Consider the following 15,466-nt stretch of genomic DNA (forward strand, 5'->3'; position numbering starts at 1 on the left):
AGGGGCTATTATGCGGAAACTATGGAGGGCGCTGCTCAGACCGAGCGCACGTTGGTCAGTGTTGGCGCTGGTCGTCATCGGGATGGTGGTCGGTATCGCGCTGATCGTCTTACCGCACGTTGGCATTAAATTAACCAGTTCAACCGAATTTTGCGTGAGCTGCCACAGCATGCAGCCGGTTTATGAAGAATATAAACAGTCTGCGCATTTTCAGAATGCCTCCGGGGTGCGCGCAGAGTGTCATGATTGCCACATTCCATCCGATATCCCTGGCATGGTGAAACGTAAGCTGGAGGCCAGCAACGATATTTACCAGACCTTTGTTGCCCACTCTATTGATACTCCTGAGAAATTCGAAGCCAAACGTGCCGAGCTGGCGGAGCGCGAATGGGCGCGAATGAAAGAGAACAACTCCGCGACCTGTCGTTCCTGTCATAACTATGATGCGATGGATCACGCGAAACAGCACCCTGAAGCTGCGCGTCAGATGAAGATTGCGGCCAAGGACAATCAATCCTGTATTGACTGCCATAAAGGTATTGCGCATCAGCTTCCCGATATGAGCAGCGGTTTCCGCAAGCAGTTTGACCAGTTACGCGCCAACGCAAACGACGATGGCGATACGCTCTATTCCCTGGACATCAAACCTATTTATGCCGCCAAAGGGGATAAAGAACCTGCGGGCTCACTGCTGCCTGCTTCTGAAGTAAAAGTGTTAAAGCGTGACGGCGACTGGCTGCAAATTGAGATTGTGGGCTGGACAGAGAGTAACGGGCGTCAGCGCGTGCTGGCGCAATTGCCAGGTAAACGCATTTTTGTGGCCTCCATTCGTGGCGACATTCAGCAGCACGTGAAAACCCTGGAGCAAACGACCGTCGCGGAAACGAATACGCAGTGGAGCAAGCTGCAGGCCACCGCCTGGATGCAGAAGGGCGATATGGTTAACGACATTAAGCCAATCTGGGCTTATGCCGACTCGCTCTATAACGGAACCTGTAACCAGTGCCACGGCGCACCTGAGAAAGAACACTTTGACGCCAACGGCTGGATTGGCACGTTGAACGGCATGATTGGATTTACCAGTCTGGATAAACGTGAAGAACGTACCTTACTGAAATATCTGCAGATGAATGCCTCTGACACCACGGACAAGCCGCATGGCGATAAGGGAGAAAGCAATGAAAAATAACGATCTCTTTCAGGCATCTCGCCGTCGTTTTCTACTGCAGTTGGGCGGCTTGACCGTCGCTGGTATGTTAGGACCTTCGCTGCTCACACCGCGCAGCGCCAACGCCGCAGAGGTGCAGGGAACTGGCGTCAAAGAGGGGATCCTGACCGGATCTCACTGGGGGGCAATCCGCGCCACCGTGGTTGATGGGCGTTTTATTGAAGCCAAACCGTTTGAGCGTGATAAGTACCCGTCAAAAATGATCGCCGGACTGCCGGATCACGTGCATGGTGGGGCGCGTATTCGCTATCCAATGGTCCGCGTCGACTGGTTGCGTAAACGCCATCAGAGCGATACCACGCAGCGTGGAGATAACCGCTTTGTGCGCGTTTCGTGGGATGAAGCGCTGGACTTCTTCTATCAGGAGCTGGAGCGAATTCAGAAGACCTATGGCCCGAGCGCGCTGCTGACGGCCAGCGGTTGGCAATCAACCGGCATGTTCCATAACGCCTCGGGGATGCTGGCGCGCGCCATTGCGCTGCACGGCAACAGCGTAAGTACCGGGGGCGACTATTCCACTGGTGCAGCCCAGGTGATTCTGCCGCGCGTGGTCGGGTCAATGGAGGTATATGAACAGCAGACCTCCTGGCCGCTGGTGCTGAAAAACAGCAAAACGATTGTGCTGTGGGGTTCCGACCTGATTAAAAACCAGCAGGCGAACTGGTGGTGCCCGGATCATGATGTTTATGAATACTACGAACAACTGAAAGAAAAAGTGGCGCGCGGCGAGATCTCGGTTATCAGCGTTGATCCGGTCATCACCTCGACGCACGACTACCTGGGCCGCGACAAGGTTAAACACGTCGCCGTGAATCCGCAGGCCGATGTGCCGCTACAGCTGGCGCTGGCGCACACGCTTTATACCGAGAAGCTCTACGATAAGCATTTTCTCGATAACTACTGCGTAGGGTTTGAGCAGTTTCTGCCTTATCTGCTGGGGGAAAGTGACGGACAGCCTAAAGATGCCCAGTGGGCGCAAAAAATATGCGGGATTGATGCCGATACGATTCGTGAACTGGCGCGGCAAATGGCGGGCGGAAGAACGCAGATTATTGCCGGCTGGTGCGTCCAGCGTATGCAGCACGGGGAACAGTGGGCGTGGATGATCGTGGTGCTGGCCTCAATGCTTGGACAAATCGGCTTACCCGGCGGTGGCTTCGGCTTTGGCTGGCACTACAACGGCGCGGGCACGCCAAGCCGAAAAGGGATTATCCTGAGCGGTTTTTCTGGCTCCACCACCGTACCTCCTGTGCATGACAGCACTGATTATAAGGGGTACAGCAGCACCATCCCGATCGCGCGTTTTATCGATGCGATTCTTGAGCCGGGTAAACAAATTAACTGGAACGGCAAAACCGTCAAGTTGCCGCCGTTGAAGATGTGCGTTTTTGCCGGGACCAACCCTTTCCATCGTCACCAGCAGATCAATCGTATTATTGAGGGCTGGCGTAAGCTGGAAACCGTTATCGCCATCGATAATCAGTGGACCTCGACCTGTCGATTCGCTGACATCGTATTGCCCGCGACGACCCAGTTTGAGCGTAACGATCTTGACCAGTATGGCAACCACTCCAACCGCGGTATTATCGCCATGAAACAGTTGGTGCAGCCGCAATTTGAAGCACGTAATGATTTCGATATTTTCCGCGATCTCTGCCGCCGCTTTAATCGTGAAGAAGCCTTTACCGAAGGGCTGGATGAGATGGGTTGGCTGAAACGGATCTGGCAGGAAGGAAGCCAGCAGGGGAAAGGGCGCGGCGTTCATCTCCCCGCTTTTGACGTTTTCTGGAATCAGCAAGAGTACGTTGAATTCGAACATCCGCAGATGTTTGTACGTCATCAGGCATTCCGCGAAGACCCCGATCTTGAGCCGCTGGGCACGCCGAGCGGATTGATCGAAATTTTCTCGAAAACCATTGCCGGTATGCAGTATGACGACTGCCAGGGGCATCCGATGTGGTTTGAGAAAATCGAACGCTCACATGGTGGACCCGGGTCGCAGCGTTGGCCACTGCATCTGCAATCTGTTCACCCTGATTTCCGTCTGCACTCGCAGCTTTGTGAATCTGAAGCGCTGCGTAAGCATTATGCGGTAAGTGGTAAAGAGCCGGTGTTTATCAACCCGCAGGATGCCAGCGTCAGGGGGATTCGCAACGGTGATATTGTCCGTGTCTTTAACGCACGTGGACAAGTACTGGCCGGGGCGGTTGTCTCCGATCTCTACTCGCCAGGCGTGGCGCGTATTCATGAAGGTGCCTGGTACGACCCTGATAACGGCGGAGAAACTGGGGCGCTGTGTAAATACGGCAATCCAAACGTATTAACAATCGATATCGGCACGTCTCAACTGGCACAGGCGACCAGCGCTCATACCACGCTGGTGGAAATTGAGAAATATACCGGCAAGGTGGATAACGTGACGGCGTTCAGCGGCCCGATAAAAATGGTGGCGCAGTGCGAATATGTTCCGGCGGAGAAGGTATCGTCATGATAAAACACTCTTCCCTGACAACAGAACAGATGGCCTGCGTTTACGCCTGGCTGGCGCAGTTGTTTTCCCGGGAACGTGACGATGACAGCCTGGCACTTTTGCAGTCCAGCGAAATGGCTGAGTGGTTCGCGGTGCTAAAAGGTGAACCGTCGCTTGAAGCGGAAGTCCTTCAGCTGGAGGAGAAAATTGCTGCGCTTCAGGTGCGTGAGGACGCAACCCTCGAACTGGCGGCTGATTTTTGTAGCCTGTTTCTGATGTCGGAAAAACACGCGGCGTTACCCTATGCGTCGGCCCATCTTGAAGGAGGGCCGAATTACGGGGTCATTAAACGATTGTTAGCCGATGCTGGCATGCAGGTAAGCGAAACGTTTAGCGAGTCAGCCGATCATCTGGCAATTTTTATCGAACTGCTGAGTCATCTGCATTTTTCTCTGGGAGAGTCCGGGTTTAGCCGCCAGCGTATTGATGCGCTGCGCAGAGAAACGCTGGCGGGGCTGTTACGCTGGTTACCGGAATTCACCGCCAAATGCCGCCGCTATGATGACTTTGGTTTCTACGGTGCGCTGAGTCAGCTGTTGCTGGCACTGGTCAGGCTGGATATTCAGAACTGAGTGATGGCCTAAGCCACAGAAAAACGGGAATACATTCGCTCTAATGCTTGCCATTTTAACGAAAATGAAAGGGCGTAATGAGTAACTGAGAGTGGGACATCCGGAGGCAATGAATCTGTTGCCTCCGGTATATTGCTACATTTACCACTGAGGTGAACGGAACCCTGAGCAAGAATCACATGTGCTCAATAATGCTTAACTTATAAACGTTAGTGCAAATTCGCCCCCATTTTAGCCCTATCACCGCACAACCAGCACGGGACATTTTGCATGGCGTACTACGGCAGCCGCCGTTGAACCCAGCAGATAAGTGCTAAAACCAGGCTTATGTGAGGCAATGACGATAAGCTCAGCGTCTACCGCCTCCGCCAGTTTGAGGATCTGATCCTTCGGCGGGCCGTAAACGACGTGAGTCTGACTCCTGCCTGCAGGAATATTGAACTGCTTAATAATCTCTTCGAGTTTTTCGCTGGCCTTGGCCTGCAGACCGCTTCTGTCCGGGAATTCTGTTGAGTAAGCCAGCCCCAGCGAGGCATAGAACGGAACGGTAGGAATAACGGCTAAAAAGTGGACCTTAGCGGTTTTGGCATGCGCCTGGACCTGTGGAACAACATGGCGGGTTAAATCGGTTTCAGAGATATCAATGGGCACCAGAATTGAGCGATACATATTCACTACCTCCTGTTTGTTTACCTCTACCCAGAGTGTAGCGAAAATCGAATCTGTTTAATAAGTGACCAGATCAAGGTTGCATGCATAAATGCGCGTCAATGATAGGTGTGTGTCACAAGTCTTGTCGTGAATGTATATCTGAGCACAACCACAAGAGGGGTATCTTCATTAATACGTGTTATCACGTAATAGAAAAGGGTTCGTTTTTATGTTTTTTCATTATATATTTTATTATATAGCGACTATTGCCAAGGGCATAATTTTAATGCCATTCAGCACTCATCAAACTTTTATTCTGACGTTTCCATAATTAATGGTTAATTAAACCTTGGATTTGGTTTAATTATCTGAATTTAAAAAGGTATTTTATATTTAATTTCGTTCGTATTAATTATGCGAGCGCCTTCAAACTTACCCACATGCTGATTCTCATTTCCCTCTGCGTTTGATGAATATCAATAAGTAGCCGCGTTAGGGTAATTATTATCTACCCATTAAAGGGTATTCATCTTGTGGGAATAAAAGATGAGAAAAATAAATAAAACCATCCTCGGGACGATGCTGCTGTGCATTGTTCTTGGTGCTGTTATCGTTTTGGCAGGGCAATGGACGTTGCACAAAACCTCAAGCACGGAATTCTGTTTATCGTGTCATACGATGCAGGCACCGTATGAGGAATATACCGGTTCGGTTCACTTTCAGAATCAGAAAGGTATTCGTGCAGAGTGTGCTGATTGTCATATCCCCCAGGGCGGCCTGGATTATCTGGTGGCTAAACTGCGGGCCTCAAAAGATGTTTATCATCAGTTCATAACCAAAAAAATCGATACCCCAGAAAAATTTGAAGAACACCGTCTGGAGATGGCGCAAACCGTTTGGGCACAGCTAAAAGCGAGCGATTCTGCGACCTGCCGTAGCTGTCACAGCATGGACGCGATGGATCTTGCCGCACAAAGCGCAGAGGCCCAGAAAATGCACAAAATGGGCATCGAGGAAAAGCAAACCTGTATTGATTGCCACAAAGGCGTCGCCCATTTCCCACCTGAAATAAAAATGGATGACAGCGCGCTCAAAGGGCTTGAAGCGCAGTCCGCCTCCACCCCTGCTTCGGCAACAGAGCTTTATGCCGTAAGCAACACTGCGCTGGGCGATTTGGGAACCGTTTACCCGGCAACAAAAATGCAGGTTCTGAAAACAACGGACAATACGCGACAGGTCGAGATTCGCGGTAGCCAGATGCAGGGAAATGAACAGGTCATTTACTACGCGGCAGGACAGCGTTTGATTCTTGCCAGCCTGAGTGAAAAAGGTCAGCAATCGCTGAAGATCCTCTCCGACTGGAAAAAAGATGATTACGGCAATGTGTGGCGAGATGTCGTGCTGCAGGGTGAATGGAGCGGTTCCGCTCTCGCCAGCCGTGAACCGATGTGGGATTACGCACGCAAACTCGACAATGTGTACTGCGCGGGCTGCCATGCGCCAATTCCGGCGAATCATTTCACCCTCAACGCCTGGCCTTCAGTAGCAAAAGGGATGGGCGCTCGCACCAATATCAGTGAAAACGAACTGGATATCCTGAGCCGTTACTTCCAGTACAACGCTAAAGACATGAACAAATAAGCGATAAATCAGGAGAAATCATGAAACTCACAAGACGTGACTTTATTAAGACGGCCGGCGCGGCAACCGGGACAATGGCGATTTCTTCGGTGATCCCAATGCCGGCCTGGGCCGAAGGCCAAAATGGCGGAGCGATTCTGACGGCAGCGCGTTGGGGCGCGGTATACGTGGAAGTAAAAGATGGCAAAGTGGTTTCCTCAAAAGGCGCGTTGCCTAAAACGGTGCCGAACTCGTTACAGCAAACCGCGCCGGATCAGGTCCATACCAATATCCGCGTAAAATATCCGATGGTGCGCAAAAGCTATCTGGAAAACCCGGGTAATGCGGATGGTAAACGTGGAAGCGATCCTTTCGTGCGGGTTAGCTGGGAGCAGGCACTGAAACTGATACATGAGCAGCATAGCCGGATCCGTAGCAGCTATGGCCCGGCGTCGATATTTGCTGGTTCTTATGGCTGGCGCTCCAGCGGCGTTCTGCATAAAGCGCAAACCTTACTGCAACGCTATATGAGCATGGCCGGTGGTTACGCAGGTCATACCGGCGATTATTCAACCGGTGCCGCGCAGGTGATCATGCCTTACGTTGTGGGATCGGTTGAAGTCTATGAGCAGCAAACCACCTGGCCGATGGTGCTTGAACACAGTCAGGTCGTGGTGCTGTGGGGGATGAACCCGCTCAATACCCTCAAGATTGCCTGGAGCAGCACGGATGAACAGGGGATTGAATACTTTAATCTGCTGAAGAAATCAGGGAAAAGCGTCATCGCCATCGATCCGATGCGTTCCGAAACCATTGAGTTCTTTGGTGATAATGCAACCTGGATTGCGCCACATATGGGGACCGATGTGGCGATGATGTTAGGGATCGCCCATACGCTGGTGAAGAAAAATCTCCATGACAAAGCCTTCCTGGAAAAATACACCACCGGATATCCGCAGTTTGAAGAGTATTTGCTCGGCAAGAGCGACAAAATAGAGAAAACCGCCGAGTGGGCTTCCGGCGTGTGCGGCGTGCCTGCGGAGCAACTGGAGAAGCTGGCGGAAATTTTCTCCAGCAATCAAACCATGCTCATGGCGGGTTGGGGGATTCAGCGCCAGCAATACGGTGAGCAAAAACACTGGATGCTGGTGACTCTGGCGGCGATGCTGGGGCAAATTGGTACCGAAGGCGGTGGTTTCGGATTCTCTTATCACTATTCCAACGGCGGTAACCCAACGCGTACCGGGGGAGTATTGCCAGCCATCTCCGCCCAAATTGAGGGTGGGTCATCTGCGGGTAACGACTGGGCGGTTTCCGATGCGGTGATCAGCCTGCCGGTAGCGCGAATTGTCGAAGCGCTGGAAAATCCAGGCGGCAAATATCAGCATAACGGTAAAGAGCAAACCTTCCCGGATATCAAAATGATCTGGTGGGCGGGCGGCGCTAACTTTACCCATCATCAGGATACTAACCGTTTAATCAAAGCCTGGCAGAAGCCTGAACTGGTTGTCATCTCTGAGTGCTACTGGACCGCAGCGGCCAAACATGCCGATATAGTTCTGCCGATAACCACGTCGTTTGAGCGCAACGATCTGACCATGACCGGTGATTACAGTAACCAACATCTGGTGCCGATGAAGCAGGTCATTGAGCCGCAGTTTGAAGCACGCAGTGATTTTGACGTCTTTGCCGATCTGGCGGAGATGCTCAAGCCTGGCGGTAAGGCGGTCTACACCGAGGGCAAAGATGAAATGGCGTGGCTGAAGCAGTTCTATGATGCCGCACAAAAAGCCGCCCGCGCCCAGCGTATCGCCATGCCTCAGTTCAACGCGTTTTGGCAGCAAAACAAACTGATCGAAATGCGTGAGAATGAAAAGAATAACAAATATGTACGCTACGCGGATTTCCGCAGCGATCCGGTGATGAATGCGCTTGGAACGCCGAGCGGTAAGATAGAAATCTACTCAAAAACGATTGAAGGCTATCAATACAAAGATTGTCCGCCGCATGCGTCATGGATTGAACCCGATGAATGGAAAGGAACTGCGGATAAAGATCAACTGCAGCTACTGACGGCGCACCCGGCACATCGTCTGCATAGTCAGTTGAATTACGCTTCGCTGCGCAAAGAGTACGCGATTGCCAATCGTGAGCCGGTAACGATTCACCCGGATGATGCGAAAGCCAGAGGTATTGCCGAAGGCGATCTGGTACGCGTATGGAACGCGCGTGGACAGGTGCTGGTGGGGGCACACATCAGTGACGGTATCAAACCGGGAATTATCTGTATCCATGAAGGCGCATGGCCAGATATTGAGAACGGTATCTGCAAAAATGGCGGCGCGAACGTGCTGACGGCGGATATCCCAACCTCAAGGCTGGCGAATGGCTGCGTGGGGAATACCAGCCTGGTATACGCAGAGAAATTCACCGGCGAAGCGCCAAAACTCACCGTCTTTGATGAGCCAGCAATCGTCACTCTGTAATGATGGTTGAAAAGCGGGGGCCGTAAGGCTCCCGCTTTTTATTGCTGGTATGGCAATGTCTTACCGCCGTTACTCTGCCAGCACAATCACATCTCCCGTTGCTGGGGCGCCAGTTCCCGGTAGCCACAATCGACCCCACGAACCGGTGCAATGACAGCCGAGTAGTTTTTCTGGTTGTTGTTGCTTAATAAATTGTCGGGTTCGCCATAGCTTAGCGGGGGAGGCAGTGCGTAAATGGAACCCACCGACGAGGGCGTAAATTTGGTTAACGCCGGTGATGTTTTGACAATGGCGTACGATATTCTCTATTCCACGATGCCCGCATCCGGTAATGATGACTAACCCGCGATCAGATTTATAGATCAATACGCCTTCGTCGCTGATGTAATCCGGTTGAGGTATTTTCTCGCTAATAACGCCATAGGCCTGTGGAGTGGCGACACTAATTTCCCCGGACCACAAAAATCGATCGCTGATCGCCAACGGTTCACGGGTGTATTCCATGATTAGTCGAGAGTAGTCGTTATCACGCGAGAGTTTTTTTATTTTTCTTGGCGTTCCCGCCAGGGTTATTGAGGCGTACCGCTCGCAAGCTATTTGGGGATGGCAAATGATACGACTGTTATCCGCCAGCCACGGCACGCCGCCACAGTGATCGTAATGGCCGTGCGAAAGAACCACGGCGGTCAATTGCGTCAGGTCTACGCCCATTTGCGCGGCGTTAAGTATGAAGCTGTCGTCCGGGCCGGTATCAAATAGTATGGTGGTGGTTTCATCCTGAACTAACAGACTTAATCCAGGCTTTGCCCGTAATGATTTATCTGCGCTCGCAGCGCGCCTGTTTTCAAGCAATACCGTGAGGGTTAATGCCATGCCTGACTCCAGTATTAAAACGGCATACTGTAATACATGACCGTTGAGAGCGCTGTGATCGCAGCGCTCTTTGTGCTGACTTAGCGGTGATAGTAATGGCCGTCATCATCGGAGTGATGGTGACTATGCCGCCACGCATGCTGGTTCTCCCTTTGCTCACGCTCCTGGCGTTCATGCTCTTTATCACGGTTGGCTTCACGGTTTTTGTGATTAGCGATCGCCGTGGCAACTGCTGCGGCCCCAATACCAGCAGCGGCTGCAGAAAGATAAGGATGTTCGGCACAGCCCGACAGACTAGCCATAATAACCAACGTGGAAATCAGTTTTTTCATTGTGGCGGTATCCGTTACTCGCGCACAATTTTGCCAGCATTCCCGGCATCGCTGTCATTCCAGCTACCGCGACCATTCGTTTTAATGGTGTAAGTGGCATAGCCGACACGGAAGGTCATCGTATCCTGATAGGTATTTACGTCACGCACTTCATTACCATTGACGTACACGCTGGAACCCTCGACGTGAATATCAACGCTGCGTTGACCATTGGCAAATTTGGCTACGTAATTTCCGCTGAATTTGCCGTAAATATCGGCATTATCGTGGTTATCCCGGTCAGCGGTATTTTGCTGCTCTTCACCATGATGATGATGACGGCTCTGCTGGCTGTTGCCGTTCTCAATAAAACCATGATCGCGGTTCCACTGATAGGATTTATTGATATCGCAGCCATTGAGTTCACTCATTTGTGTACAACCTGAATGTTCATACTTTTTCTGCATTGCCGGGGTAATTGCGCATGCTGTTGTGGCCGTTGTCAGGCCGAGGACAAAGAGGGTCAGCAGACGTTTTTTCATTTTTTTGCTCACTATCATCATTAAGTTTATTTATAGGAATACGAACTGTTCGAATGTCATGTTTACGACGACGGCAGTCTCCCATTAAATATTAATGACGCATACCAGGGGGAATCCTAATTTATATTAATGGTGAGGGTGTGGGGGCTGTAATATGCAACATTACAAGCAGGTGAATTACGTAGTTTATACAAGTGAGATAAAACGCTTAATTATATTTACTTTTTAATGAAGTGTTTAAAGAAATATTAATATTGACATTAACGGCAGGAACGCAGGCTTGTAAATGTACAGGCCTGCCTGGCGCGTTTTGTCCGCAATATTCATACATAGCGTATTGATGGACATTTTATTCAACACAGGGCAACGTTACCCTTGCGAGGGGATCTGTGCGCGGTGCTGCCTGGCCTGAACCTCATGGGCATATGAATGACCGTTATTCACTGACTGGTGAACGACCATCGCTTTTTCATGTTTATTCATTTGTGAAAAAGGGCGTGCCTGGGATGGCGTTGACGTTGAATTATTCGTCTGCGCGACGTGTTCTTGCGCCATTTGTTGATGTGCAGGGGCACCGCTGTTATTCATCATTTCATGGGCCGCTGCGGCCTGCTGATGCATTTTGGGTGTGTCGGCCGCATTAACGCCAGCTGAAATAAAAAACGCGATAGCGAAAAAAGAGGATATCTTATTCATCATATTTCTCCTGTTGGGGTTTACGGAAGAAATTATAATTGGTGAGGGCTGTCAGCGGCGTGACAGGACTATGACGGTTACGTCAGAGAATCGGTGATGATATATATACCGGTCATACTTCAAGCTGCATATGCGTTGGCTGCGCTCGTTCACCCCCAGTCATTTACTTAAGTAAGTGACCGGGGATTCCCTCTCTTGCCGCCTTCCTGTAACTCGAATTGTTTAAGGTATCAACGCCATTATCATAAATTACATCGCATGCTTGGGCAGCGTCAGAATAAAACGGGTGGCAAGCTGATCGGATGTCACCGAGACTTTCCCCTGATGGGCGATAACAATCGATTTCACAATCGCCAGGCCAATACCGCTGCCTTCGCCTTTACGCTGTCGCGAAGGGTCAACCCGATAAAAACGATCAAATAGCCGCGATAGATGCTGTGGGGGAATGGGGGGGCCGGGATTTTCCACGACTATCTGGACCAGGCCATCCGCCTCTTTCACCCGCACGGTTACCGACTCGCCTTTTGGCGTGTAGCGCATGGCATTTGAAAGCAGATTACTCATTGCCCGGCGTAGCATTAACGGATCGCCTGAAACCCAGCATGCGCGTCCTTCAAAACGTAAGCCCACCTCGCGCTCTTCTGCCCAGGCTTCGAAAAAGTCGAACACTTTACCAACCTCATCGGCCAGATTAAGCGCTGTCTTTTCCGGGATAAGCTGATTGTTGTCTGCCTGCGCCAGAAACAGCATGTCGCTTACCATTTTCGACATACGACCAAACTCTTCAAGATTGGAATACAGCACGTCTTCCAGCTCTTTTTGGCTACGGGTTTGGCTGAGCGCAATTTCCGTTTGCGTGACCAGGTTGGTTATTGGCGTGCGGATCTCATGGGCAATATCCGCCGAGAAGTTCGACTGACGTTTAAATACATCCTCGATGCGTTCGATCATGTGATTAAACGAACTTACCAGTTGTTCCAGTTCAATAGGGACCGCTTGCGGATCGAGGCGCACATCAAGATCTTTTGAGGTGATATTTTGGATGCGCCGACTGACATTACGGATCGGTTCATGGCCTTTATACACAGCGAACAGCACGATAAATACAATCATCATGCTAATCAGCGATGCCGTCATAATCAGTTTGTTTTTCAGGTCGTTAATATAGTGCAGATGAAAATCGATCGATAACGCCAAATACAACGTATATGCCGCTTTTCCATCAGTCAGCTTTCCTACCGGCAGGCGAATCATTCGCCAGTTAGACGACGTTTTTTGTCCGTGAATATGTTTGGACGTTTGCAGTGTAGGGCCGGATATAATAAAAACATCGCTGGCATGGGCATTTTTATCCGGTCTTGCGCTGGCGATAAATTGCCGGAGATCCGGCGCATTTGGCGAATGAAAAATGGCTTTCTGCTTACTGTCTTCCAGAGAAATAATGACGTTCGAGTAGCCCTCTACCACGTTTTTTAGCGTTTCCAGACGGCGTGATTCTGGCTCGTTGGGTTGGTTAATAATCCGCTCCAGCGTGGCGCTGATCTCTTGCAAATCATTGATGTCCTGCTCGGCGAAATGGACCTTCACGGAGTGGATCATTATCCATGCAAAGGCGAAAAATGAAGCGATCGTCGCCAGACTGATAAAAAAGGTCAGTCGTGTCGCCAGCGAAAAAGGGCGCCGCCATCGTTTACTGGGCATCAGGAACCTCAAGCATATATCCCACGCCGCGTACGGTCTGAATCAGTTTCGGCTCAAAATCGTTATCAATTTTGGCGCGCAGACGCTTAACGGCGACGTCGATGGCATTGGTATCGCTGTCAAAATTCATATCCCAGACCTGGGAAGCGATCAGTGAGCGGGGTAAAACTTCCCCTTGATGACGCAGGAAAAACTCAAGCAGCGTAAACTCTTTGCTGGTCAGGGTAATACGCGTCCCGCTGCGGGTGACTTTTCTGCTGACCAGATCGACCATTAAATCCGCGACCTGAAACTGGCTTTCGACAATCACCGCCGCCCCGCGGCGCAGCAGCGTTCTGACCCGCGCCAGCAGTTCGGCGAAGGCGAACGGTTTGACCAGATAATCATCAGCGCCTAATTCCAGACCCTTAACCCGATGTTCGATGGTACCCAGCGCGGTGAGGAGAAGAATGGGCATCCCTTTGTTAGCGGAACGCAGCATCCGTACGATATCCCAGCCGTTTACATCCGGCAGCATGATGTCGAGTATGAGCAGGTCGTAATCGCCGGTCATCGCCAGGTGGTACCCGTTCAGGCCGTTATCCGCTAAATCCACGACAAAACCCGCTTCCGTCAGGCCTTTCGTCAGGTATTCACCGGTTTTTTTCTCATCTTCGACTATCAACACCTTCATCGCATTCTCCTTCTCACACGGGTTGTGCGGACTTTCAATTCTAGGGAAGCGGGATCGGATAGCAATCGGTTATTGGGAAAATGACAGTTTTGTCATTTTCCTGTCACCGCTTAAACAGAGTCACTTCGTTAAAGTACAACGCTATAAATTCCTACATTTTTTAGGGCCATCAGTCCGGTCAGGACGAGAAGAACTATGAGCAAATTTAAGCTTCTTACCCTCAGCGCTGTATTCGTTCTCGCCGGTTGTTCATTGGCGCCGGACTATCAGCGTCCGACATTGCCTGTGCCGCAGCAATTCTCCTTAAGCCAGAACGCCCTGGTTTCTGCACCGGTGGGATATCAGGACACGGGCTGGCGGAGCTTCTTCGTTGACTCCCAGGTAAAGGCGCTGATTGGCGAGGCGCTGGTCAATAACCGCGATTTACGTATGGCAGTGCTAAAAGTTCAGGAAGCGAGAGCGCAATATGGCGTCACGGACGCTGACCGCTACCCGCAACTCACGGCAGGTTCCAGCGGTACTTACAGCGGTAAATTAAAAGGTGATAGCAGCACCGATCGTGAATTCGAAGCTGGACTCAATCTCAGTTTCGATCTGGACTTCTTTGGGCGGCTGAAGAATATGAGTGAAGCTGAGCGACAGAATTTCTTTGCCAGCGAAGAGGCGCGTCGGGCGGTACACATCTCATTAATCTCCAACGTATCGCAAAGTTATTTCAATCAGCGTCTGGCTTATGCACAACTGCAAATTGCCGAAGAAACGCTGCAAAACTATCAGCGTTCTTACGCTTTTGTTGAGAAGCAGTTGCTGACCGGAAGCACCAACGTGCTGGCGCTGGAACAGGCGCGGGGCGTGATTGAAAGCACGCGCAGCGAAATCGCGAAGCGTAAAGGTGAACTGGCGCAGGCCAACAACGCGCTGCAACTGTTGCTGGGTACGTACGGGAAATTACCCAACGACCAGATGCGCAGCAGCGGGGATATTAAACCAGTAACGCTGCCGCCATCACTCTCGTCGCAAATCCTGTTGCAGCGCCCGGATATTTTGGAAGCTGAACACGGATTAATGGCGGCGAATGCCAATATCGGCGCCGCACGGGCAGCGTTTTTCCCGTCGATTACCTTGACCAGTTCGGTTTCCAGCAGCAGCAGCGATCTTTCCAGCTTATTTAATGCGACCAGCGGCATGTGGAATTTTGTCCCCAAAATAGATATTCCCATTTTTAACGCCGGACGTAATCAGTCCAATCTCGACCTCGCTGAAATTCGCCAACAGCAGTCGGTGGTGAATTACGAACAAAAAATTCAGAACGCGTTTAAAGAGGTGGCGGATGCGCTGGTGTTGCGCCAAAGCATTGCCGATCAAATTAGCGGTCAGCAGCGCTACCTGACGTCATTGCAAATCACCTTACAACGCGCCAGAGCGCTTTATCAAAATGGTGCGGTTAGCTACATCGAAGTACTGGACGCCGAACGTTCTTTATTCGCTACGCAGCAATCGCTGCTCGATCTTAATTACGCCCAACAGGTTAATGAAATTAAGCTGTTTGCTGCCTTAGGCGGCGGTTGGGTGGAGTAATCCTT

13 protein-coding genes are annotated in these 15,466 nt (G+C 51.0%); 6 read left to right on the plus strand and 7 right to left on the minus strand.

Annotated elements, in window-relative coordinates; genetic code table 11:
* Positions 1 to 10 precede the first annotated feature (10 nt).
* The 3 genes from torC to torD are packed head-to-tail and all read left to right on the plus strand — an operon-like array spanning position 11 to position 4,330.
* A complete protein-coding gene (gene torC / locus OGV65_RS18140; protein WP_016152138.1) occupies positions 11 to 1,189 on the plus strand; it encodes a pentaheme c-type cytochrome TorC in 1,179 nt (392 codons plus the stop codon).
* Entirely contained in the window at positions 1,179 to 3,719 is a 2,541-nt protein-coding gene (gene torA / locus OGV65_RS18145) for a trimethylamine-N-oxide reductase TorA (protein WP_286455301.1), read from the plus strand. The genes torC and torA overlap by 11 nt, the downstream gene beginning before the upstream one ends.
* A complete protein-coding gene (torD, locus tag OGV65_RS18150; RefSeq protein ID WP_047501842.1) occupies positions 3,716 to 4,330 on the plus strand; it encodes a molecular chaperone TorD in 615 nt (204 codons plus the stop codon). Before torA ends, torD begins: the two co-directional genes overlap by 4 nt.
* A 240-nt stretch (positions 4,331 to 4,570) precedes the next feature.
* On the opposite strand, the gene uspF is transcribed toward torD, so the two are convergent.
* Positions 4,571 to 4,999, minus strand: a complete 429-nt coding sequence (gene uspF / locus OGV65_RS18155; RefSeq protein ID WP_003021923.1) for a universal stress protein UspF — start codon at positions 4,997 to 4,999, stop codon at positions 4,571 to 4,573.
* Between the two features lie 528 nt (positions 5,000 to 5,527).
* Here uspF and OGV65_RS18160 point away from each other — a divergent pair.
* On the plus strand, positions 5,528 to 6,622 hold the full coding sequence (locus OGV65_RS18160) for a NapC/NirT family cytochrome c (RefSeq protein WP_016155916.1): 1,095 nt from the start codon (positions 5,528 to 5,530) through the stop codon (positions 6,620 to 6,622).
* A gap of 20 nt (positions 6,623 to 6,642) precedes the next feature.
* Entirely contained in the window at positions 6,643 to 9,087 is a 2,445-nt protein-coding gene (locus tag OGV65_RS18165) for a trimethylamine-N-oxide reductase 2 (RefSeq protein WP_191212499.1), read from the plus strand.
* 69 nt (positions 9,088 to 9,156) lie between these two features.
* On the opposite strand, the gene OGV65_RS18170 is transcribed toward OGV65_RS18165, so the two are convergent.
* The 6 genes from OGV65_RS18170 to cusR form a co-directional block, all read right to left on the minus strand.
* Positions 9,157 to 9,960, minus strand: a complete 804-nt coding sequence (locus OGV65_RS18170; RefSeq protein ID WP_286455302.1) for an MBL fold metallo-hydrolase — start codon at positions 9,958 to 9,960, stop codon at positions 9,157 to 9,159.
* 80 nt (positions 9,961 to 10,040) lie between these two features.
* A complete protein-coding gene (locus tag OGV65_RS18175; protein WP_019076216.1) occupies positions 10,041 to 10,292 on the minus strand; it encodes a membrane lipoprotein lipid attachment site-containing protein in 252 nt (83 codons plus the stop codon).
* 14 nt (positions 10,293 to 10,306) lie between these two features.
* Positions 10,307 to 10,813 (minus strand): hypothetical protein, encoded by a 507-nt coding sequence (locus OGV65_RS18180; protein WP_047418251.1) that lies wholly within the window; start codon positions 10,811 to 10,813, stop codon positions 10,307 to 10,309.
* 369 nt (positions 10,814 to 11,182) lie between these two features.
* Positions 11,183 to 11,509, minus strand: a complete 327-nt coding sequence (locus tag OGV65_RS18185) for a PcoE/SilE family metal-binding protein (RefSeq protein ID WP_153690762.1) — start codon at positions 11,507 to 11,509, stop codon at positions 11,183 to 11,185.
* A gap of 249 nt (positions 11,510 to 11,758) precedes the next feature.
* A complete protein-coding gene (locus tag OGV65_RS18190) occupies positions 11,759 to 13,210 on the minus strand; it encodes a Cu(+)/Ag(+) sensor histidine kinase (protein ID WP_016152148.1) in 1,452 nt (483 codons plus the stop codon).
* Positions 13,200 to 13,883: a copper response regulator transcription factor CusR gene (cusR, locus tag OGV65_RS18195; protein WP_016152149.1), complete on the minus strand. Its 684-nt coding sequence runs from the start codon at positions 13,881 to 13,883 to the stop codon at positions 13,200 to 13,202. The genes OGV65_RS18190 and cusR overlap by 11 nt, the downstream gene beginning before the upstream one ends.
* A 195-nt stretch (positions 13,884 to 14,078) precedes the next feature.
* On the opposite strand from cusR, the gene OGV65_RS18200 reads away from it, so the two are divergent.
* A complete protein-coding gene (locus OGV65_RS18200) occupies positions 14,079 to 15,461 on the plus strand; it encodes an efflux transporter outer membrane subunit (protein ID WP_065554217.1) in 1,383 nt (460 codons plus the stop codon).
* The last annotated feature ends 5 nt before the right edge of the window (positions 15,462 to 15,466 follow it).

Source organism: Citrobacter sp. Cb004, from assembly GCF_030337065.1.
GTDB classification, from domain to species: Bacteria; Pseudomonadota; Gammaproteobacteria; order Enterobacterales; family Enterobacteriaceae; genus Citrobacter; species Citrobacter braakii.

What these genes read in the sequence shown, in the direction of transcription:
- OGV65_RS18200 (WP_065554217.1), top strand. Translation starts at nt 14,079, where the DNA reads ATGAGCAAATTTAAGCTTCTTACCCTCAGCGCTGTATTCGTTCTCGCC.
- OGV65_RS18160 (WP_016155916.1), top strand. Translation starts at nt 5,528, where the DNA reads ATGAGAAAAATAAATAAAACCATCCTCGGGACGATGCTGCTGTGCATT.
- torD (WP_047501842.1), top strand. Translation starts at nt 3,716, where the DNA reads ATGATAAAACACTCTTCCCTGACAACAGAACAGATGGCCTGCGTTTAC.
- OGV65_RS18170 (WP_286455302.1), bottom strand. Translation starts at nt 9,960, where the DNA reads ATGGCATTAACCCTCACGGTATTGCTTGAAAACAGGCGCGCTGCGAGC.
- OGV65_RS18180 (WP_047418251.1), bottom strand. Translation starts at nt 10,813, where the DNA reads ATGAAAAAACGTCTGCTGACCCTCTTTGTCCTCGGCCTGACAACGGCC.
- OGV65_RS18175 (WP_019076216.1), bottom strand. Translation starts at nt 10,292, where the DNA reads ATGAAAAAACTGATTTCCACGTTGGTTATTATGGCTAGTCTGTCGGGC.
- OGV65_RS18165 (WP_191212499.1), top strand. Translation starts at nt 6,643, where the DNA reads ATGAAACTCACAAGACGTGACTTTATTAAGACGGCCGGCGCGGCAACC.
- uspF (WP_003021923.1), bottom strand. Translation starts at nt 4,999, where the DNA reads ATGTATCGCTCAATTCTGGTGCCCATTGATATCTCTGAAACCGATTTA.
- cusR (WP_016152149.1), bottom strand. Translation starts at nt 13,883, where the DNA reads ATGAAGGTGTTGATAGTCGAAGATGAGAAAAAAACCGGTGAATACCTG.
- torC (WP_016152138.1), top strand. Translation starts at nt 11, where the DNA reads ATGCGGAAACTATGGAGGGCGCTGCTCAGACCGAGCGCACGTTGGTCA.
- OGV65_RS18190 (WP_016152148.1), bottom strand. Translation starts at nt 13,210, where the DNA reads ATGCCCAGTAAACGATGGCGGCGCCCTTTTTCGCTGGCGACACGACTG.
- OGV65_RS18185 (WP_153690762.1), bottom strand. Translation starts at nt 11,509, where the DNA reads ATGAATAAGATATCCTCTTTTTTCGCTATCGCGTTTTTTATTTCAGCT.
- torA (WP_286455301.1), top strand. Translation starts at nt 1,179, where the DNA reads ATGAAAAATAACGATCTCTTTCAGGCATCTCGCCGTCGTTTTCTACTG.